Origin of the sequence: Pseudomonas sp. o96-267 (assembly GCF_003935465.1) — a bacterium.
GTDB lineage: Bacteria > Pseudomonadota > Gammaproteobacteria > Pseudomonadales > Pseudomonadaceae > Aquipseudomonas > Aquipseudomonas sediminis.
The window spans coordinates 45,097-64,215 of the sequence record NZ_RHQP01000009.1; the positions used below are offsets into that span (position 1 = coordinate 45,097).

16 protein-coding genes are annotated in these 19,119 nt (G+C 64.5%); 9 read left to right on the forward strand and 7 right to left on the reverse strand.

The annotated features are described in order from the left end of the window. Nucleotides 1-8: 8 nt before the first annotated feature. The gene (gene aroE / locus EGJ86_RS08165; protein ID WP_125834722.1) at nucleotides 9-830 is read left to right on the forward strand and encodes a shikimate dehydrogenase; all 822 of its coding nucleotides are present in this window, start codon (nucleotides 9-11) and stop codon (nucleotides 828-830) included. A gap of 202 nt (nucleotides 831-1,032) precedes the next feature. On the opposite strand, the gene EGJ86_RS08170 is transcribed toward aroE, so the two are convergent. Genes EGJ86_RS08170 through betC form a run of 3 tightly spaced genes read right to left on the reverse strand, consistent with a single transcriptional unit; the run spans nucleotide 1,033 to nucleotide 5,141 of the window. After that, nucleotides 1,033-2,604, reverse strand: coding sequence for a SulP family inorganic anion transporter (locus EGJ86_RS08170; protein ID WP_125834723.1), 1,572 nt, complete (start codon nucleotides 2,602-2,604; stop codon nucleotides 1,033-1,035). A 58-nt stretch (nucleotides 2,605-2,662) separates the two neighbouring features. Continuing rightward, a complete protein-coding gene (gene choX / locus EGJ86_RS08175; RefSeq protein ID WP_125834724.1) occupies nucleotides 2,663-3,583 on the reverse strand; it encodes a choline ABC transporter substrate-binding protein in 921 nt (306 codons plus the stop codon). A 49-nt stretch (nucleotides 3,584-3,632) separates the two neighbouring features. Next, nucleotides 3,633-5,141 (reverse strand): choline-sulfatase, encoded by a 1,509-nt coding sequence (gene betC / locus EGJ86_RS08180; protein WP_125834725.1) that lies wholly within the window; start codon nucleotides 5,139-5,141, stop codon nucleotides 3,633-3,635. A gap of 113 nt (nucleotides 5,142-5,254) precedes the next feature. Between betC and EGJ86_RS08185 the strand changes: the two genes are divergently transcribed. Further along, entirely contained in the window at nucleotides 5,255-6,175 is a 921-nt protein-coding gene (locus tag EGJ86_RS08185) for a LysR family transcriptional regulator (RefSeq protein WP_125834726.1), read from the forward strand. Between the two features lie 112 nt (nucleotides 6,176-6,287). After that, nucleotides 6,288-7,190 carry a D-alanyl-D-alanine endopeptidase gene (pbpG, locus tag EGJ86_RS08190; RefSeq protein WP_125834727.1) on the forward strand — a complete coding sequence of 301 codons (903 nt, stop codon included), beginning with the start codon at nucleotides 6,288-6,290 and terminating at the stop codon, nucleotides 7,188-7,190. Nucleotides 7,191-7,259: 69 nt separating this feature from the next. Here the strand turns inward: pbpG and EGJ86_RS08195 are convergent, their stop codons facing one another. Continuing rightward, nucleotides 7,260-8,153 (reverse strand): LysR substrate-binding domain-containing protein, encoded by an 894-nt coding sequence (locus EGJ86_RS08195; protein WP_125834728.1) that lies wholly within the window; start codon nucleotides 8,151-8,153, stop codon nucleotides 7,260-7,262. 204 nt (nucleotides 8,154-8,357) lie between these two features. Between EGJ86_RS08195 and dkgB the strand changes: the two genes are divergently transcribed. Beyond that, complete coding sequence (gene dkgB / locus EGJ86_RS08200) at nucleotides 8,358-9,161, forward strand: 2,5-didehydrogluconate reductase DkgB (RefSeq protein ID WP_125834729.1); 804 nt, start codon at nucleotides 8,358-8,360, stop codon at nucleotides 9,159-9,161. A gap of 73 nt (nucleotides 9,162-9,234) precedes the next feature. Here the strand turns inward: dkgB and EGJ86_RS08205 are convergent, their stop codons facing one another. Beyond that, the gene (locus tag EGJ86_RS08205) at nucleotides 9,235-9,978 is read right to left on the reverse strand and encodes an SDR family oxidoreductase (RefSeq protein WP_125834730.1); all 744 of its coding nucleotides are present in this window, start codon (nucleotides 9,976-9,978) and stop codon (nucleotides 9,235-9,237) included. Nucleotides 9,979-10,259: 281 nt separating this feature from the next. Here EGJ86_RS08205 and ybaL point away from each other — a divergent pair, with 281 nt between their 5' ends. The 4 genes from ybaL (at nucleotide 10,260) to EGJ86_RS08225 (ending at nucleotide 15,823) form a co-directional block, all read left to right on the forward strand. Continuing rightward, the gene (gene ybaL / locus EGJ86_RS08210) at nucleotides 10,260-11,990 is read left to right on the forward strand and encodes a YbaL family putative K(+) efflux transporter (protein ID WP_125834731.1); all 1,731 of its coding nucleotides are present in this window, start codon (nucleotides 10,260-10,262) and stop codon (nucleotides 11,988-11,990) included. Between the two features lie 176 nt (nucleotides 11,991-12,166). Next, entirely contained in the window at nucleotides 12,167-12,574 is a 408-nt protein-coding gene (locus EGJ86_RS08215) for a hypothetical protein (protein ID WP_125834732.1), read from the forward strand. 126 nt (nucleotides 12,575-12,700) lie between these two features. Beyond that, nucleotides 12,701-14,143 carry a SulP family inorganic anion transporter gene (locus EGJ86_RS08220; RefSeq protein ID WP_125834733.1) on the forward strand — a complete coding sequence of 481 codons (1,443 nt, stop codon included), beginning with the start codon at nucleotides 12,701-12,703 and terminating at the stop codon, nucleotides 14,141-14,143. A gap of 180 nt (nucleotides 14,144-14,323) precedes the next feature. Beyond that, nucleotides 14,324-15,823: a YdgA family protein gene (locus EGJ86_RS08225; protein WP_125834734.1), complete on the forward strand. Its 1,500-nt coding sequence runs from the start codon at nucleotides 14,324-14,326 to the stop codon at nucleotides 15,821-15,823. Between the two features lie 238 nt (nucleotides 15,824-16,061). Here the strand turns inward: EGJ86_RS08225 and trpA are convergent, their stop codons facing one another. Next, complete coding sequence (trpA, locus tag EGJ86_RS08230; RefSeq protein WP_125834735.1) at nucleotides 16,062-16,871, reverse strand: tryptophan synthase subunit alpha; 810 nt, start codon at nucleotides 16,869-16,871, stop codon at nucleotides 16,062-16,064. After that, the gene (gene trpB / locus EGJ86_RS08235; protein ID WP_125834736.1) at nucleotides 16,868-18,082 is read right to left on the reverse strand and encodes a tryptophan synthase subunit beta; all 1,215 of its coding nucleotides are present in this window, start codon (nucleotides 18,080-18,082) and stop codon (nucleotides 16,868-16,870) included. Before trpB ends, trpA begins: the two co-directional genes overlap by 4 nt. Nucleotides 18,083-18,206: 124 nt before the next feature. On the opposite strand from trpB, the gene EGJ86_RS08240 reads away from it, so the two are divergent. Beyond that, nucleotides 18,207-19,085: a LysR family transcriptional regulator gene (locus tag EGJ86_RS08240; protein ID WP_125834811.1), complete on the forward strand. Its 879-nt coding sequence runs from the start codon at nucleotides 18,207-18,209 to the stop codon at nucleotides 19,083-19,085. Nucleotides 19,086-19,119: the final 34 nt, after the last annotated feature.

The following is a 19,119-nucleotide window of genomic DNA, read 5'->3' on the forward strand; positions in this document are numbered from 1 at the left end:
GACTTTCCATGGACCGCTACTGCGTCTTCGGCAACCCCATCGGCCACAGCAAATCACCGCTGATCCATCGCCTGTTCGCCGAGCAGACTGGCCAGGTGCTCGACTACCAGGCACGCCTGGCTCCGCTGGACGATTTCACTGGCAATGCCCGCGCCTTCTTCACCGACGGCCTGGGCGGCAACGTCACCGTACCGTTCAAGGAGGAGGCCTTCCGCCTCTGCGACGCACTCACCGAGCGTGCGCGCCGCGCCGGTGCGGTGAACACGTTGAAGAAACTCGAGGACGGTCGCCTGCTGGGTGACAACACCGATGGTGCCGGCCTGACCCGCGACCTGCAGGACAACGCCGGCTTCAGCCTGGCGGGCAAGCGCGTGTTGCTGCTCGGTGCCGGGGGCGCTGTGCGTGGCGTGCTCGAGCCCTTCCTGGCGCAGAAGCCGGCGGTGCTGGTGATCGCCAACCGTACCGTGGCCAAGGCCGAGCAACTGGTGCGTGAATTCGCTGATCTCGGCCCGCTGGTCGCCGCTGGCTTCGACTGGATCGATGCGCCGGTGGACCTGATCGTCAACGGTACTTCCGCCAGTCTCGGTGGTGAGTTGCCGCCGATTGCACCGAGCCTAATCCAGCCCGGCCATACCCTCTGCTACGACATGATGTACGCCAAGGAACCGACCGCCTTCAACCGTTGGGCCGCCGAGCAGGGCGCGGCGCGCTGCCTGGACGGCCTCGGCATGCTGGTCGAGCAGGCCGCCGAGGCGTTCGAGCTGTGGCGCGGCGTACGCCCGGATACTGCGCCGGTGCTGGCCGAGCTGCGTCGCCAACTGGCCGGCTGAACTTCCCGAAGTTCGTGCAGAGCGCCGCTGCGTAGGGTGGGTTAGGCGCATGTCGCAACCCGCAAGTTCCGACGCACCGTAACCCACCATTAGTGTCACGCGGGAAGATCGCCCGGTGGGTTACGCGGCGCGCCATCACCGTGCTGTCAGGTCGTTCGGGGATTGCGCCGCTAACCCACCCTACTGGTTAGACACCGGCCACTCAATCCTCGAACAACACCGGGCAGCGCTCGGCGCCTTCCAGCTTGAGGATTTCTTCCACCACCTGCGGTCGTGCCTGGCGCAGCACCAGGCTGCGCTTCAGCGCCCGCAGGCGGCGCGCCTCCTGGTGCAGCATCTCCACGCCTGCGTAGTCGATGAAGTTGATGTGCCGCGCGTCGATTACCAGGCGCTGCCCGCGGCTGCGCTGCAGCAATTGCTGGATGTACTGGCAGGCGCCGAAGAAGATCGAGCCGTCGATGCGCAGCACCTCGTCATCACCGTCATGCCACAGGCGCACGCGTGGCTGCGAGGTGCGCTTGAGGTAGAAGAACAGCGAGGCCAGCACGCCGGCATAAATCGCCGTCTGCAGCTCCAGCACCAGGGTGGCGGTGAAGGTCAGCAGCATCACCATGAACTCGGCGCGGCTGACCTTGCGCAGCGCACGGATCGCCGGCAGATCCACCAGGCCCCAGCAAATCAGCAAGATACCGGCGGCCATCACTGGCAACGGGATATGCGTCAGCAGTGCTGCACCGAACGCCGCGAACAGCGCTACCAAGAGCGCCGAGAACACCCCAGCCAGCGGCGTACGTGCGCCGGCCTGCAGATTCAGTGCCGAGCGGGTGAAGGAACCGGCCGACAGCGACGCGGAAAACCACGGCCCGAGCATGTTCGACAGGCCCTGGGCGCGTACTTCCTGGTTGGCATCGAGGAATTGGTGCGATTTCACCGCCAGCGCGCGGGCGATGGACAGGCTGGTGACCAGCCCGAGCATGCCGCAGGCCACCGCTGCCGGTAGCAGGCGCAACACGTCGTCGAGGTCGAAGCTCAACAGGGTCAAAGGCGGCAGACCACCTTCGAACGGCGCCACCAAGGCGATGTCAGCGGTGAAACGTGCCGGCAGCAACCAGGCCAGCAGGCTGCCGCAGACCAGGCCGATCAGCAGCGCCGGCAACTTTGGCCAGAGCTGCCGCACCATCAGGCTGAGCAGCAGGGTGAAGGCTGCCAGGGCCACGCTGGGCCAATGCGCCTGCGGCAGGTGCTGGCCGATCTGCAGCAGGCTGGTCAGCGCCGTGGGCTGACTGGTGACCTCAACGCCGAGCAGGTTGGGCATCTGCCCGATGGCGATCACCAGGGCCGCGCCGAGGGTAAAACCGAGCACCACCGACTGCGAGATGAAGTTCACCAGGGCGCCGAAGCGCAGCAGGCCGAGCAGCCACTGGAACAGCCCGGCGAGAAAGGTCAGCAGCAGGATCAGGGCGATGAATTCGTCGCTGCCGATGCGTGCCATGGGGCTGACGCTGGTGAACAGGACGATGGAGATGGCCGCGGTCGGCCCGCAGATCAGGTGCCAGGACGAGCCCCACAGGCAAGCGATGATCACCGGTACGATGGCCGCGTACAGGCCGTATTCAGCCGGCAATCCGGCGATCAGCGCGTAGGCCAGGGATTGTGGCAGGGCCAGGATGGCGCCGGTCAGGCCCACCAGCAGGTCATTGCCGAGGGTCTTGCGGCTGGTGCCAGGCAACCAGCGTAGAAACGGCAGCAGGGTCTGTCGGTCAGGTAGGCGCATGGTTCGGGTCGAGGGTGGGCCGCGGGCGACTCCACCCTACTCACTTGCCGCGGTTAATTCAAAGCCGCGCCTTCACGGCGGCCAGGCCGTCGCCACCGTCGCGGGTGGTCACGCCGTCCCGCCCGCCATCGCGCACCTGCGGGTTGGCCTGCAGCCAGGCCTTGATCGCAGCGTCGTTGCTGGCCTGCTTGCTCAGCACCTGATCCATAATGCTGTTTTCCATCTCCTGGGTGAAGGCGAGGTTGCTCAGCAGCTTGCCGACGTTGGGACACTGTGCGGCGTAGCCCTTGCGCGCCAGGGTGTTGACCTCGCCGCTGTCGCCGAAGTATTTCTCGCCGCCTTTCAGGTACTTCATGTCGTACTGCACGTTCATCGGGTGCGGGGTCCAGCCGAGGAAGACCACGAACTGATCGCGTTTCACCGCGCGGCCGACCTGCACCAGCATCGCCTGTTCGCTGGACTCCACCAGCTTCCAGTCACCCAGGCCGAACTCGTCGGCGGCGATCATCTGCTTGATCGACTCGTTGGCCGGCGAGCCGGAGGCGATGCCGTAGAGTTTCTTGCCGAATTTGTCGGCGTGCTTGTCCAGATCGGCGAAAGTCTTCACCCCGGCCTCATAGGCATAGGTCGGGACCGCCAGGGTGTACTCGGTGCCTGCGAGGTTCTGCGCCAGTTTGTCCACTTCGCCGCTGGCGACGAACTTGTCGTAGTTACTCTGCTGCGCCGGCATCCAGTTGCCGAGGAAGACGTCGACCTGGCCCTTCTGCAGGCCGGCGAAGATGATCGGCACGGCCAGGGTCTGGCTTTCCGCTTTGTAGCCCAGGCCGTCGAGCAGGAAGCTGGCGATGCCGTTGGTCACGGCGATGTCGCTCCAGCCCGGGTCACCCAGCTTGACCGTGGCACAGGCGGCGTCCTCGGCCCAGACGTTGCCGGCACTGGTGAGCGCTGCGGTGAGTAGTAGCACGCTGAATCGGTTCATGGCGTCTCTCCTTTTTTCTTCTGTTTTGGGGGCGGCAGTAGGCAAAGGTTCATACCTGAGGGAAACGGGCGCGGCGCTCCAGGTCGTCGAGATCGATATGGTTGCGCATGTACTGTTGGCTGGCGTCGACCATTGGCTGGTGATCCCAACTGGTCAGTATGCCCTGGCTCAGTGCTTCGGCCACCAGGCGGCGGCGGCGCTGGCTGGCCAGGGTGGCGGCGTGGATCGCCGGGATGTCCCAGCGTTCGCGGGCTTCGGCCAGGAAACCGGCGAGGATGCCCTTGTGCTCGCTGGACTCGGCCAGGTTCTGACGCTCCAGCGGGTCATTGTCCAGATTGAACAGCAGCAGCGGGTCCTGTTCGGAATAGACGAATTTCCAGGGGCCGCGGCGAATCATCATCAGGGGGCTGATCGTGCCTTCGGCCATGTACTCACCAAGCACCTCGTCGTGGCCGCCCTTGCCTTGCAGGTGCGGCAGCAGCGAGTGGCCCTCCAGCTCCAGCCCCTGCTCGACCTGGCCACCGGCCAACTCCACCAGCGTCGGCAAGAGGTCGAGGGTCGAAACGGACTGGCTGACCCGATGCGCGGCGAAGCGTTTCGGCGCGTGCATCAGCAGCGGCACGCGGGCGGACATCTCGAACCAGTGCATCTTGTACCAGAGGCCGCGCTCACCCAGCATGTCGCCGTGGTCGCCAGAGAAGACGATCAGGGTGTCTTCGGCCAGGCCGCATTCCTCGAGAGTTTTCAGCAGCTTGCCGATATTGTCGTCGATGTAGCTGCAAGCGCCGAAATAGGCGCGACGGGCGTCGCGGATCTTGTCCTCGGGCAGTGGCTTGTCCCACAGGTCGATTACTTTGAGCAGACGCTGCGAGTGCGGGTCCTGCTCGCTTTGCTCGATGTGTTGGCGCGGCAGAGGAATGTCCACGCCTTCGTAGCGATCCCAGTATTCGCGCGGGATGGTGTAGGGGTCGTGCGGGTGGGTCATCGACACGGTCAGACAGAACGGCTGCTCCGGTGTCATGCGCACATGGTCGTAGAGGTACTGGCGCGCCTTGAACACCACCTCCTCGTCGAAATCCAGCTGGTTGCTGCGCACGCACGGGCCGGCCTGCAGCACCGAGGACATGTTGTGGTACCAACTGGCGCGCACGTCCGGCTCGTCCCAGTTCACCGCCCAGCCGTAGTCGGCCGGGTAGATGTCGCTGGTCAGGCGTTCCTCGTAACCGTGCAGCTGGTCCGGGCCGCAGAAGTGCATCTTGCCCGACAGCGCGGTGCGGTAGCCGAGGCGGCGCAGGTAGTGGGCGTAGGTCGGTACATCAGCCGGGAAATCGGCGGCGTTGTCATAGGCGCCGATCTTCGAGGGCAGCCGCCCGCTGACTAGGGTGAAGCGCGACGGCGCACAGAGCGGGCTGTTGCAGTAGGCCGAGTCGAACACCACGGCCTGTTCGGCCAGTTTCATCAGGTTGGGCATCTGCACCGGCGAGGCGGCATCGTGCAGCGGCAGGATCGGCGCGGCCATCTGGTCGGCCATGATGAAGAGGATGTTCGGGCGCTTCATGGTGGCGGGTATTCCATATTGTTGGTTTATGCGACAGTGCTGGCTCCATGATTCCGGTAGAACGACAGCAGGGTAAACCCAGCTGCGACACATGCCTCGGATAAGCAGAGCTTATGTTTAAAGCTATCGATGGGTTGTCGCTCGACGCACTGCGGGTGTTCGAGTCGGCCGCGCGCCAGCTCAGTTTCACCGCCGCCGCCAGTGAATTGGGCAGCAGCCAGCCGGCTATCAGCCAGCAGATCAAGCGTCTGGAGCAGCAACTGGCCACCCGCCTGTTCGACCGCGTCTATCGCGGCATCGTGCTGACCGAAGCCGGTGAGCTGTTGCTGGCCCATGTGCAGGAGGGACTGGCCAGCCTCGATGCCGGGCTCGTCGCCGTCACTGCACGCCAGCAGCACGAGGTGCTGCAGGTGGCCACCGATTTCGCCTTCGCTGCTTACTGGTTGATGCCACGCCTGCAGCGCTTCAATCGGCTATACCCGGAGGTGGACGTCAGCCTGATCACCAGCGAGCGTGACCCGGCCACGGTACCCAGCGACATCGACGTGGCGATCCGCTTCGGTGACGGCCGTTTCAAGCACGGCGAGGCACACTTGCTGTTTCGCGAGGAGGTGTTCCCGGTGTGCAGCCCGCGCCTGCTCGGCGAGCGTCAGCCGCCGTTGCCGGTTTCAGCGCTGGTCGACCTGCCGTTGCTGCACCTGCGGCCCGAGCACCGTTCGCGCTGGTTCGACTGGGATGGTCTGTTTCGCGCGCTGGGTATCGCCAGCCTGCCTACACCCGGCGCGCTGCGCTTCGACAACTACACCCTGTTGATCCAGGCGGCGATTGCCGGGCAAGGGGTTGCCATCGGCTGGCGCCATCTGGTGGATGAACTTCTGGCTCAGGGGCTGCTCTGTCGTCTGGGTGATGCCGAGGCGCATTCGGCACTTGGCTATTACCTGGTACTACCCGAGCGCAAACGTCGCCAGCGCCTGACCGCACGTTTCGTCGACTGGTTGCAGGCCGAGCTGGATTCGCCAGCAACAACCGTTTGATCGGGCCATACTGCAATAGCCAAGCGTGATCCTTATACTGATCACCGCCGCTCTAACCGGTCGTTTTCCACGTCTGCCAGCGGCCCCCACACTCCAACCGGTGAAGTGAACCGTGAAACTCCGTCATTCGATTTTGGGCCTGCTGCTGTGCGGCAGTCTTGTTGTTTCGAACCTCCAGGCCGCGCCGGCCCAGCCGAAGCAGGAGCTTGCCGCTGGTAGCGCATTGCTGATCGACCTGAAGACTGGCCAGGAGCTCTATTCCAGTAATCCGGATCTGCGCCTGCCGGTCGCCTCGGTCACCAAGCTGATGACCGCCATGGTGGTGCTCGATGCCAAGCTGCCGCTGGACGAGGTGCTGCCAATCACCATCCGTGATACCCAGGAAATGCAGGGCGTGTTCTCCCGCGTGCGTATCGGCAGCGAGATCACCCGCCGCGAGATGCTGCACCTGGCGCTGATGTCCTCGGAGAACCGCGCCGCCGCCAGCCTTGCGCACCATTACCCGGGCGGCCATGGCGCCTTCGTTGCGGCGATGAACGCCAAGGCCAAGGCACTGGGCATGCACAACAGCCATTTCGTCGAGCCCACCGGCCTGTCCGAACTGAACGTCGCCACCGCGCGCGACCTGGCGCTGATGGTCAAGGCGGCCAACCAGTATGCGTTGATTCATCAGTTCAGCACCGACTCCGAAGCCACCGTGGCCTTCCGCAAGCCCAACTACACCCTGGGCTTTCGCAACACCAACGCACTGGTGCGCAAGGCAGATTGGAACATCAACCTGAGCAAGACTGGCTTCACCAACGCTGCCGGCCGTTGCCTGGTGATGGCCACCACCATCGCCAACCGTCCGGTAGCTTTCGTGGTGCTCGGTGCGTTCGGCAAGTACACCCACATGGCCGACGCCAACCGCCTCAAGCGCTGGATGGAGACTGGCAAAGTCACTCCGGTGCCGGCTGCGGCGCTCAGCTACAAGCAGCAGAAGCTGGCCGAGTGGAGTCTGCAGGCCGCACAGTGACCTCAGGCTGATGATGCAAAAAAGGGCGACTCATTGAGTCGCCCTTTTTCGTTGTGCTGTCGTGCTGCGTCAGTGCGGGGAGCCCAGCCGCTCGCTGAGAAAATCGAGAAAGCAGGTGATGCGCGACGCCAGCGCGGTGTTGCGGTAGTACACCGCGTTGATCGGCTGGCGTACCTCCACGCGCTGCTCGGCCAGCACTTCCACCAGCGCGCCGCTGGCACGGGTGGCATCGGTCATGAAGTCCGACAGGCACACCAGGCCTTCGCCGGCCAGGGCCAGTTCGAGAATGGTGTCGCCGCTGGAGGCGCGCAGGCTCGGGGTGATGCGCCAGCGCTCGCCGAGGGCGTGGCGTAGCGGCCACTCGTTGAGGCTGTCCGGTTCGGTGAAGCCGATCAGGCTGTGTCCGGCCAGGTCTTCGGTGCGCGCCGGGTTGCCGTGTTGGCGCAGGTAGTCGGGGCTGGCCAGTACGCGTCGGCGGCTGTGGTAAAGCGGCCGGGCGTGCAGGCTGGAGTCTGGCAGGTTGCCGATGCGAATGGCCAGGTCGGTGCGGCGCTCCAGCAGATCGATGATGCGGTCGTCGCTGTTCAGCTCCAGTTCGATCTGTGGATAGAGCGCACGGAAATCGCCAATCAGCGGCACGATCACGTGCAGCATGAAGGGCGAGGCGGTGTTGATGCGCAAGCGCCCGGACGGTGCCTGGCGACGGAGGGTCATCTGTTCCTCGGCTTCCTCGACGCTGGCCAGGATGCGCCGCGCCTGAGCCAGGAACACCTCACCCTCCTCGGTCAGCTCCAGACGCCGGGTGGTGCGGCGTAGCAAGGTGACGGCGAGTTTTTCCTCAAGCCGGCTGAGGGCACGGCTGACACCGGACGCGGTCTGTTCGAGCTGCTCGGCGGCGGCGCTGATCGAGCCGCAGTCGACCACGCTGACGAAGGCGAGCATTTCTTCCAAGCTGGTCTTCATTGTTGATCTTCAGTCAAAGGTGTTTGCTGGCTTGGTAGGTTTTTCCGCATGAGTCTGGCGCGGATACTGCTCCCCAGCAAGCCTGACTGCTGCTCGCCCTTTATCTTGGGCCTGCAACTTTTACCCGTTGAGTCAGGCCGAATCATTCAGTCCCTGCCGGTCTGCTGATCGGCCATCCATTCACGACCTGTGAGGATCTTCGTCATGAAATTCATTCCCCCCTTCGGCCTCGGCACCTTCCGCCTCAAGGATCAGATCGCCATCGACTCGGTGCGCACGGGTTTGGAACTGGGTTACCGGCATATCGACACGGCACAGATCTACGGCAACGAGGCCGCAGTCGGCCAGGCCATCGCCGCCAGCAACGTGGCGCGCGACGAGTTGTTCGTCACCACCAAGATCTGGACCGAGAACCTCGGCAGCGGCCGAGTGATCGCCAGCTTGCAGGAGAGCCTGCAGCGCCTGGGCCTGGAGCGGGTCGATCTGACGTTGATCCACTGGCCGTCGCCGAACGATGAGCTTCCCGTCGCGCAGTACCTGGGCGAGCTGCTGGAGGCCAAGCGCCAGGGGCTGACGGCAGCGATTGGCGTGTCCAACTTCACCATTGCTCATTTGCGCGAGGCCATCGATGCGGTGGGTGTGGAAGAGATCGCCACCAACCAGGTGGAAATCCATCCGCTGCTGCAGAACCGCAAGCTGGTGGAGTTCGCCCGGCAGCAGGGTATCCATCTCACCGCCTACATGCCGCTGGCCTACGGCAAGGTGTTGGCCGAGCCGGTGATCCAGCGTATCGCCGCAGCCCACGGCGCCAGCCCGGCGCAGGTCGCCCTGGCCTGGTCGCTGCAGCAGGGCTATGCGGTGATTCCGTCCTCGACCAAGCGTGAGAATCTGGCGGCCAATCTGGCCGCTGCCGAGCTGCGTTTGAGCGAAGAGGATATGGCCGCCATCGCCACTCTGGAGCGTGGCGAGCGTGTCGCCAACCCGGGCTTCGCGCCGCGCTGGGACTGAGCCGTTCGTGTTGGTGCGCGTTGCGCACCTGACCACGAATGTGTGGGAGGGGCTTTAGCCGCGACTCTGGTTTCTATCTGCCGCCAGCTATATCGATCAGCGCGCCGGTGGTGTAGCTGGCTTTATCACCGAGTAGCCAGACGATGGCTTCGGCGACTTCCTCGGCCCGTCCGGCGCGGCCCAGCGGTGTCGCCTTGCCCAGGCGCTCGGCGCGATCCGGCTGGCCGCCGCTGGCGTGAATCTCGGTGTCGATCAGCCCCGGGCGCACGGCGTTGACGCGTACACCCTCGCCGCCCAACTCCTTGGCCAGGCCGCGGGTCAGGACATCCATGGCACCTTTGGCGCCGGCATAGTCGACGTATTCGAAGGGTGAGCCAAGGCTGGCGGCTACCGATGACACCAGCACCATCGATCCCCCGTTACCACCGCGGCTGCGGGCCATGCGTCGGGCGCCCTCGCGTGCGCTGAGGTAGCTGCCCAGTACGTTGACCTCGAACATACGGCGCAACCGCTCGCTGCTCATGTCCAGCAGCGGCATGGGCGGGGCGACGATGCCGGCATTGACCACCAGGCCGTGCAGCGGACCGAATTGATCCATGGCCTCGAACAGGCGCAGCACGTCCTGTTCATTGGCGACGTCGCCAGGCAGCGCGACGGCCTTGCCGCCCATGGCCTCGATCTGCGCCACCACCTCATAGGCGGCGGCACGGTCATTGCGGTAGTTCACGCCGACTGCCCAGCCGTCAGCGGCAGCCAGCAGGGCAGCTGCGCGACCAATGCCGCGGCTGGCGCCAGTGATCAGCAGGTTCTTGCTCATGGCTGGACTCCTTTCTTGTGCTTGTATTCAGGTTGCCGGATTTCCGCCGGGCCCGCCATGGCATGAGTCTTCCGATGAATGGCTTGCGCGGCAGCAGCGCGTCTATGACGGCAGCTACAGCCATCCCGTTAATACTTTGCACAACACTGCCTGAATGAATAGCCGAGTGAAAAAATTGGAGAATTGAAAGCGTGATATAAGATTCGATTCTTATTCTTTAAAGAAATATATGGCCACGGCGCAGGTGCAGTGGCAGGCAAACTCGATTAGCAGGAGGTGCGATGGAGCACAACATATCCCTCATCACCATGTTGGCCGGTGGCTTCGGCCTGGCTCTGATCTTTGGCTTTATCGCAGAAAAGCTGAAGCTGCCGGCGTTGGTGGGTTATCTATTGGCGGGTATCGCGCTGGGTCCGGCGACCCCAGGTGTCGTTGCGGACATGGAACTGGCCCCGCAGTTGCTCGAGATCGGCGTGATGCTGCTGATGTTCGGCGTCGGTTTGCATTTCTCCCTGAAAGACCTGTTGGCCGTGAAGAAGATCGCACTGCCGGGCGCGGTCGTGCAGATGAGCATGGCCACCGTGCTTGGCCTCGGTGTTGCCAGTTGGTGGGGTTGGACTTTCGGCGAGAGCCTGTTGCTCGGGCTGTCGCTGTCCTGCGCCAGCACCGTGGTGCTGCTCAAGGCATTGGAAACGCGCGGCATCACCGATTCGATGAATGGCCGCATCGCCGTAGGCTGGCTGGTGGTGGAAGACCTGGCCACCGTACTGGTATTGGTACTGCTGCCGCCACTGGCTGGCATGCTCGGCGGCAAGGTAGTCGGTGCCGATATCGGCACGCCGCTGTGGCAGGTGCTGGGCATGACGCTGCTGCAGGTGGCTATTTTCATAGCACTGATGATGGTGGTCGGGCGCCGCGTGCTGCCCTGGTTGCTGCTGCAGATTGCCAAGACCGGCTCGCGCGAGCTGTTCACCCTGTCCGTGGTTGCCGCCGCCATTGGCATCGCCTACGGCGCAGCGGTGCTGTTTCATGTGTCTTTCGCGCTTGGCGCCTTCTTCGCGGGTACGGTGATGCGCGAGTCGGACCTCTCGCACCGTGCGGCTGAAGAGTCGCTGCCCCTGCGTGATGCTTTCTCGGTCCTGTTCTTCGTCTCGGTTGGCATGTTGTTCGAGCCGGCCGTGCTGGTCGAAGAGCCGCTGCGTGTGCTGGCCGTGGTGGCCATCATCATCGTCGGCAAGGGCCTGGCAGCGGCGCTGCTGGTTCTGGCTTTCCGTTATCCCCTGAGCACGGCACTGACCGTGGCGGCGAGCCTGGCGCAGATCGGCGAGTTTTCCTTCATCCTCGCTGGCCTGGGCAAGGACCTGGGCCTGCTGTCGGCTGAGGGCATGAGCCTGGTGCTGGCCGGCGCGCTGATCTCGATTGCCCTCAATCCGCTGGTGTTTGCCTGCATCAAACCGATCAAAGAGCTGGCTCTGCGACGTTCAGCTCTGGCTCGACGCCTCGAGTTTCGTGAAGACCCGCTGGCGGTGCTGCCGGCCAGCACCGAGCGCAAGTACCTCGAGGGGCAAGTGGTGGTGGTGGGCTACGGCCGGGTCGGCCGACGTATTGCCAAGGCCTTGCTGGAGCGCGGCATTCCTTTCGTCGTGGTCGAGCAGAATCGCGAGCGGGTCGAGCAGATCCGTGGTCAGGGCATCGCCGCCGTCAGCGGTGACTCGGCCGAGCCGGGTACGCTGATCCAGGCGCACATCGCCAAGGCATCGATGCTGGTGATCGCCACGCCCGATCCGCTGAACGTGCAGCGCATGGTCGAAACTGCGCGGGCGTTGAACCCGCAGGTGGAAGTCGTGATCCGTACGCACAGCGCCGATGCAGTGGAAATTTTCCGCCGTGAAGGTTTCGGCGAGGTGTTCTTCGACGAGGAAGAACTGGCGCGCGGGATGAAGGATCACGTCCTGTCCAAGTTCGCCCCGGCTCAGCCGCACGCAGATAGCAGCCCGGCGCACGGTCACTGACAGACGATGGTAAAGCCGCTGGAGGGGCGACCCTTCAGCGGCTTTTTCGTGGCGATTGTCCGGTGATCGACGAGATGGCATCTGCGTCATCCGTGCCCACAAAGCACCTGAAAGTCAGTAGCATCTGCGCCGCTCGTTCGCTGTGAGCGTGCTTCATTACCTGATAAGGAAATCCCATGAGCAAACTGCTATTCGTCTCCCTGCTTGCCGTTGTCTCGAGTGCGAACGCCCTGGCCAGCGCCGCCACGGTCGACAACCAGGAACAACTGCTCGGCATCTGGGCCATGACACCGCTGAACAATGGCATCGCCAACGTGGTGGAGTTCAAGGCCGATGGCAAGAGCGACCTGCATCCATTCAATTGCGCAGAGCAGGGTGAGCGCGAGGTGGAAGTTTCCGACTATCGCCTCAGCGAGGATGGCCAGACGATCCACATCACCTCGCCCTACCAGAGCTTCGATCTGCAGGTACTGGCGTTCAATGCCAAGACCATGGAGCTGGGCATGGAGATCGAAGGCCACAAACTGAGCTTCTCCTACGTCAAAGGCGACAAGATCGAGCCGCTGTGCGCCTTGTATCGCTGATTCTGGCCTGATCGGCCGTCTGCCGCGCGAGGCCAGCCCTTGCGCGGCAGAACTCAGCGCAGGTGCATGACTGCGGTGGGCTCGGGCGTTACCATGCGCGCCCCTTCTCCATCCGCTTACCTCGCCATGAAACCCGCCTCCCTACGCGCTGACCTGCTGGCCGGCCTGACTTCGTCCTTCGCCCTGGTGCCCGAGTGCATCGCCTTTGCCCTGGTAGCCCAGGTCAACCCGCTGATGGGCCTGTACGGCGCCTTCATCATCTGCACCCTCACCGCCTTGTTCGGTGGCCGGCCGGGGATGATTTCCGGCGCCGCCGGCTCGATGGCGGTGGTGATCGTCGCCCTGGTGGTGCAGCACGGCGTGCAGTACCTGCTGGCCACGGTGCTGCTTGGTGGCCTGATCATGCTGGCGTTCGGCTTGCTGCGCCTGGGCAAGCTGATCCGCATGGTGCCGCATCCGGTGATGCTGGGTTTCGTCAACGGCCTGGCGATCATCATCGCCCTGGCCCAGTTCGAGCACTTCCAGCACGACGGCCATTGGCTGCAGGGCAACGCGTTGTACCTGATGCTCGGCCTGGTGGCGCTGACCATGCTCATCGTCTACCTGCTGCCACGCCTGACCCGCGCCGTACCTCCGGCGCTGGTGGCGATCCTTGGCATCGGTGCGCTGGTCTATCTGCTGGATCTACCCACGCACACCTTGGGCGACATGGCGCATATCGCCGGTGGTCTGCCGAGCCTGGTGCTGCCGGACATTCCCTGGACGCTGGACACTTTGATCATCATCGCCCCCTACGCCGTGTTGATGGCCTTGGTCGGTCTGCTGGAAACCCTGCTGACCCTGAACCTCACCGACGAGATCACCGCTACCCGTGGCCATCCGGATCGCGAATGCGTGGCGCTCGGCGTGGCCAACATGACCTCGGGCCTGTTCGGCGGCATGGGCGGCTGCGCGATGATCGGTCAGACCGTGATCAACCTCGGCTCCGGCGGCCGCGGGCGACTGTCCGGCGTGGTCGCCGGGGTGATGATCCTGCTCTTCGTGCTGTTCCTCTCGCCGCTGATCGAGCGTATCCCGCTGGCGGCGCTGGTCGGCGTGATGTTCGTGGTGGCGCAGCAGACCTTCGCCTGGGGCTCGCTGCGCGTCGCCGGCAAGGTGCCGGCCAACGATGTGCTGGTGATCGTCGCGGTGACCGCCATCACCGTCGCCACTGACCTGGCTACCGCCGTGCTCTGCGGCATCGTCATCGCCGCGCTCAACTTCGCCTGGCAGCACGCCCGTGAACTGTATGCCGACAGCGATATGCAGGCCGATGGCAGCAAGCTGTACCGCGTGCACGGCACCTTGTTCTTCGCCTCCTGCACCACCTTCCTGGGGCAGTTCGATCCGGCTGAAGACCCGCAGCAGGTAACCCTGGACTGCCGCCACCTGAGCTTCGTCGACTACTCCGCCATCGCTGCGCTGAAGACACTGCGCGAACGCTACGAGCGTGCGGGCAAACATCTTCGTGTGGTGCACTTGTCCGAGCGCTGCAAGCAGTTGCTCAAGCGTGGCGGCTCGGAGCACTGAGTCGCTGAACGACCGACCGGGCGTGGCCGCAGAATCGACGCCTGGCGGCAATTGCTGCCAACTGTGATCGCTATCACCTCACCCTGTGGAGGGGTGGCAATGCGCCTGTTAAGATCCGCCGCCCAACGCAAAATCGGTCGACAGGACGCGCCCGTACGGCCAAACACGCAAGGACTCAGCATGAACAAGATCACCCTGGCCATTGCCATTCCCCTCGCCATCGTCGGCGCCTCCGTTGCCGGCGCCTGGTACACCGGCACGCTGGTCGAACAGCAACTGCACGCTGCCATCAGCCAGGCCAACGCCTCGCTGGCGCAGGAGGCACCGCACCTAAAGGGCCAGATGCAGCTGGTCGAGTTCGAGCAGGGCGTCTTTTCCAGCCGTGCTCGTTACACCCTCAGTTTCTCTGTCGACGCCGACGCGGCGCCGCTGACCCTGGCCTTCAGCGACAACCTCGAGCACGGGCCGTTTCCGCCCTCGCGACTGGCAGCCGGCAAGCTCGCGCCGGTCATGGCGCAGAGCCACTTCAGCCTGGAGCAGAATGAGCTGACCGCGCCGCTGTTCGAAGCGGCCAGCGGCAAATCGCCGCTCACCGGTGAAGTCGCGCTGAACTACGACCAGAGCCAGAGTGGTCGCATCGACTTGGCTGCGCTGCAGCATACTCACGCCGCAGGCACCCTGCGCACGTCCCCGGCCAGCATGGACTTCAGCGGCTCTAGCGACAGGAAGCACATCAGCGCCAGCGGGCAGTTGGCCGAGATGGATTTCAACTTCGCCGAGAGCGACAGCGGTGGTCCGGTCAGCGTGCAGCTGCGTGACCTCAGCCTGCAGGCCGACAAACAGGAAAACGCCAACGGCTTTGCCTTGGGCCCCAGCTCGGCCACGATCAAGCGCGTGACGATTCAGTCTTCGTCGGATCAGCAGATCGAACTGCAGGACGCAGTGATCGAAGAAGCCCTGACCCAGAACGGCAGCAGCCTGGATCAGACCGTCGCCTATCGCGTTGGTCAGGTGCGGGTGCAGGAGCAGAGCGTTGGCGGCGTGAAGCTGGCCGTCAGCGCCCGCCACCTCGACGAGGTCGCGTTCAAGGCACTCAAGGACGCCTATAACCAGCTGTTACTGAGCAGCTTGGAGGGCCAGGAGGCCGGCAGCGACACCGAGGAAGAATTCAAAGGTATCGCCCTGGCCCTGTTGGAAGGTGCTCCGGTGCTAGCCCTGGACGAGTTCTCGCTGAACACCGCCAACGGTGAAGGCAAGGCTGCCTTGTCGTTCAGCCTGCGTAAGCCGGCAGAAGATGCCAGCAGCCCGCAGGAAATGGCACAGAGCGCACTGGCTACGCTGCAGGCCGATATCAAGCTGGACAAGGCGGTGATCAGCGACCTGGCTACGGTTCAGGGCACCCTGGAAGGCGCAGCCAGTGGCGATGTCGACTCGCAAGCCATTGCCCAGCAGGCGCAAATGATGACCGAGATGTTCAGCGGCATGGCGCTGGCCTCGCAGTGGGTAGTGGAAGATGGCAATGCCCTGCGCGGCTCGCTGGCCTACGCCGATGACAAGGTGACCTTCAATGGCAAGGTCATGAGCGTGCCAGAGTTCATGGCCTTCGCCATGGGCAGCGCCCCGGGGATGAGCGGCCTGGAAGGCGACGACAGCGAACTGGAGCAATACGGCCTGGAATAAACCCGGCCCACCCACAAACGCCCGCCTAGCGCGGGCGTTTGTGTTTTTACCCGAAGCAGACGGTGGGCCCGGACGTTTTTGACCTGCTGGCTCAACGTGAGCATCGCGAAGCCCAGCGGCCTATTCCTGGGTATCGCTGCGCTCAACCCGAGCTACCGAGTCATTGACGCGACACGCACACGAAAAAGCCGCTGACGGATCGCTCCGCCAGCGGCTTTTTCGTATGCCAGAGAGGGTGTCAGCGGCGCGCGCCGCGTACCCCTTCGGCCAGCTCGCTGCACAGGCGGAGCACGCCGTCGATGGCCTGCTGCGGGCTCTTCGCCTCGGCGATCTTGTCGATCAGTGCCGAGCCGACAACCGCGCCTTCGGCGCGCTTGGCCACTTCGGCGGCGTGCTCCGGAGTGCGGATGCCGAAACCGATGCACACGGGCAGATCGGTGTGACGACGTAGGCGCGCCACGGCTTCCTCGACATGATCCATGGTCGCCGCACCAGCGCCGGTGACACCCGCGACCGATACGTAGTAGACGAAGCCGGAGCTGCCAGCCAGCACGGTGGGCAGGCGGTCATCGTCGGTGGTCGGCGTGGTCAGACGGATGAAGTCGATACCCGCGCTCTGCGCCGGCTCGCACAGCTCGTCGTTATGCTCCGGCGGCAGGTCGACCACGATCAGGCCGTCGACGCCGGCCTCTTTGGCATCGGCGATGAAACGCTCGACGCCGTAGACGAAGATCGGGTTGTAGTAGCCCATCAGCACCAGCGGCGTGCTCTGGTTGCCTTGGCGGAATTCACGAACCATCTGCAGTGTCTGCTGCATGCCCTGCTTGCCGGCCAGCGCGCGGATGTTGGCGAGCTGAATGGCCGGGCCATCGGCCATCGGGTCGGTGAACGGCATGCCCAGCTCGATCACGTCGGCGCCAGCGTCCGGCAGGCCCTTGAGGATGCTCAGCGAGGTGGCGTAGTCGGGGTCACCGGCGGTGATGAAGGTCACCAGCGCGGCGCGGTTTTCCGCTTTCAGTTCAGCGAAACGGTTCTGCAGGCGGCTCATGCGTGCTTCTCCTGGTTGTCCTGCATGTGGTGCATCACGGTCTGCATGTCCTTGTCGCCACGACCGGACAGGTTGATCACCATCAGGTGATCCTTGGGCAGCTTCGGTGCGCGTTTGAAGGCTTCGGCCAGCGCGTGGGCGCTTTCCAGGGCCGGGATGATGCCCTCCAGGCGGCAGCAGTGGTGGAAGGCTTCGAGGGCTTCGTCATCGCTGATCGGCACGTATTCGACGCGCTTGATCTCGTGCAACCAGGCGTGTTCCGGGCCAACGCCGGGATAGTCGAGGCCGGCGGAAATCGAGTGGGCATCGGTGATCTGGCCGTCCTCGTCCTGCAGCAGGAAGGTGCGGTTGCCGTGCAGCACGCCCGGCGCGCCACCGGCCATGCTCGCCGCATGCTTGCCAGTGTCGATGCCGTGGCCGGCTGCCTCGACGCCGACGATCTGCACGCCTTCATCATCGAGGAAGGGGTGGAACAGGCCGATGGCGTTGGAGCCACCGCCGATGCAGGCCACCAGCGAGTCGGGCAGGCGCCCTTCCTTCGCCAGGATCTGCTCACGCACTTCGTTGCCGATCACCGACTGGAAGTCGCGCACCATGGCCGGGTACGGGTGCGGGCCGGCGGCGGTGCCGATCAGGTAGAAGGTGTTGTGGACGTTGGTCACCCAGTCGCGCAGGGCCTCGTTCATGGCGTCCTTGAGGGTGCCGGTACCGGCGGTGACCGGGATCACCTCGGCGCCGAGCAGCTTCATGCGGAAGACGTTGGCCTGCTGGCGGTCGATGTCGGTGGTGCCCATGTACACCACGCACTGCATGCCGAAGCGCGCGGCCACGGTGGCGGTGGCCACGCCATGCATGCCGGCGCCGGTCTCGGCGATGATGCGCTGCTTGCCCATGCGCTTGGCCAGGAGGATCTGGCCGATGCAGTTGTTGATCTTGTGCGCGCCGGTGTGGTTCAGGTCTTCGCGCTTGAGGTAGATCTTCGCCCCGCCGAAGTGCTGGCTCAGGCGTTCGGCGTAATACAGGGGGCTGGCGCGGCCGATGTAGTCGCGCTGGAAGTAGGCGAGCTCTTCGAGGAAGGCCGGATCGTTCTTGGCCTTCTCGTACTCGGCGGCCAGCGAGTTGATCAGTGGCATCAGGGTTTCGGCGACGAACTGACCGCCGAAGCGGCCGAACAGGCCGCGAGCGTCGGGGCCGGTGCGAAATGAGGTCATGGCGTGCTCCTTGTCGACAGCGTTGGGCTGGCAGGGCGAGTGAGTGATGGGGCCATTCTACCGCTGGCCGACGCGGTGAAAAGCGATTAGATTGCAGTAACACGTCAGAAAAAGTCACATGACCATGGGCCGAGAACTGCCCCCGCTCAACGCTCTGCGCGCCTTTGAGGCCGCCGCACGCCTGCAAAGTATCAGCAAGGCAGGTGAGGAGCTGCACGTCACCCACGGCGCGATCAGCCGGCAGATTCGTGCCCTGGAAGAACAGCTCGGTGTTAGCCTGTTCGACAAGGACGGGCGTGGCGTAAAACTCACTGATGCCGGCTTGCGCCTGCGTGATGTCACCACTGAGAGCTTCGAGCGTCTGAGTAGCGTTTGTGCTGATCTGCGCCGTGAAACCGAGGAACGTCCCTTCGTCCTTGGCTGCCCGGGCAGCCTGCTGGCGCGCTGGTTCATTCCGCGCCTGGATCGCCTTCAGCGCGAGCTTCCTGAGCTGCGCCTGCAACTGTCGGCCAGCCAGGGCGAGCTGGACCCGCGCAGCGCCGAGGTGGACGCCACTCTGCTGTTTGCCGATCCACCCTGGCCGGCCGACATGCAGGTCTTCGAGCTGGCGCCCGAGCGCATCGGCCCGGTGCTCAGCCCGCGCTATGCCAATCATGCGCAGTTGGTTGCTGCGCGGCCCGAAGCGCTCTACGCCGAGCCCCTGCTGCACACCACCTCGCGCCCGCAGGCCTGGCCGCAATGGGCCCGTGCCCAAGGGCTGGCGCCCGAGCGACTGCAGCAGGGCCAGGGGTTCGAGCATCTCTACTATCTGCTGGAGGCTGCCGCTGCGGGTCTCGGCGTGGCCATTGCGCCGCAGACGCTGGTTGCCGACGACCTGCGTGCCGGGCGCCTGGTCGCGCCCTGGGGCTTCGTCGCAACCACGGGCTGCCTGGCGCTGTGGACGCGTCGCGCCGATCCGCGCAGCGAGCGCCTGGCGCAGTGGCTGAGACGCGAGCTGGCGTAGCGCTGGCAGTGTTGCCAAGTCGATAAGGTACGGA

Coding starts and splice junctions, on each gene's coding strand:
- choX (WP_125834724.1), bottom strand. CDS start 3,583: ATGAACCGATTCAGCGTGCTACTACTCACCGCAGCGCTCACCAGTGCC.
- EGJ86_RS08170 (WP_125834723.1), bottom strand. CDS start 2,604: ATGCGCCTACCTGACCGACAGACCCTGCTGCCGTTTCTACGCTGGTTG.
- EGJ86_RS08220 (WP_125834733.1), top strand. CDS start 12,701: ATGAAACCCGCCTCCCTACGCGCTGACCTGCTGGCCGGCCTGACTTCG.
- trpB (WP_125834736.1), bottom strand. CDS start 18,082: ATGACCTCATTTCGCACCGGCCCCGACGCTCGCGGCCTGTTCGGCCGC.
- trpA (WP_125834735.1), bottom strand. CDS start 16,871: ATGAGCCGCCTGCAGAACCGTTTCGCTGAACTGAAAGCGGAAAACCGC.
- EGJ86_RS08195 (WP_125834728.1), bottom strand. CDS start 8,153: ATGAAGACCAGCTTGGAAGAAATGCTCGCCTTCGTCAGCGTGGTCGAC.
- EGJ86_RS08215 (WP_125834732.1), top strand. CDS start 12,167: ATGAGCAAACTGCTATTCGTCTCCCTGCTTGCCGTTGTCTCGAGTGCG.
- ybaL (WP_125834731.1), top strand. CDS start 10,260: ATGGAGCACAACATATCCCTCATCACCATGTTGGCCGGTGGCTTCGGC.
- betC (WP_125834725.1), bottom strand. CDS start 5,141: ATGAAGCGCCCGAACATCCTCTTCATCATGGCCGACCAGATGGCCGCG.
- EGJ86_RS08225 (WP_125834734.1), top strand. CDS start 14,324: ATGAACAAGATCACCCTGGCCATTGCCATTCCCCTCGCCATCGTCGGC.
- dkgB (WP_125834729.1), top strand. CDS start 8,358: ATGAAATTCATTCCCCCCTTCGGCCTCGGCACCTTCCGCCTCAAGGAT.
- aroE (WP_125834722.1), top strand. CDS start 9: ATGGACCGCTACTGCGTCTTCGGCAACCCCATCGGCCACAGCAAATCA.
- EGJ86_RS08185 (WP_125834726.1), top strand. CDS start 5,255: ATGTTTAAAGCTATCGATGGGTTGTCGCTCGACGCACTGCGGGTGTTC.
- EGJ86_RS08205 (WP_125834730.1), bottom strand. CDS start 9,978: ATGAGCAAGAACCTGCTGATCACTGGCGCCAGCCGCGGCATTGGTCGC.
- EGJ86_RS08240 (WP_125834811.1), top strand. CDS start 18,207: ATGGGCCGAGAACTGCCCCCGCTCAACGCTCTGCGCGCCTTTGAGGCC.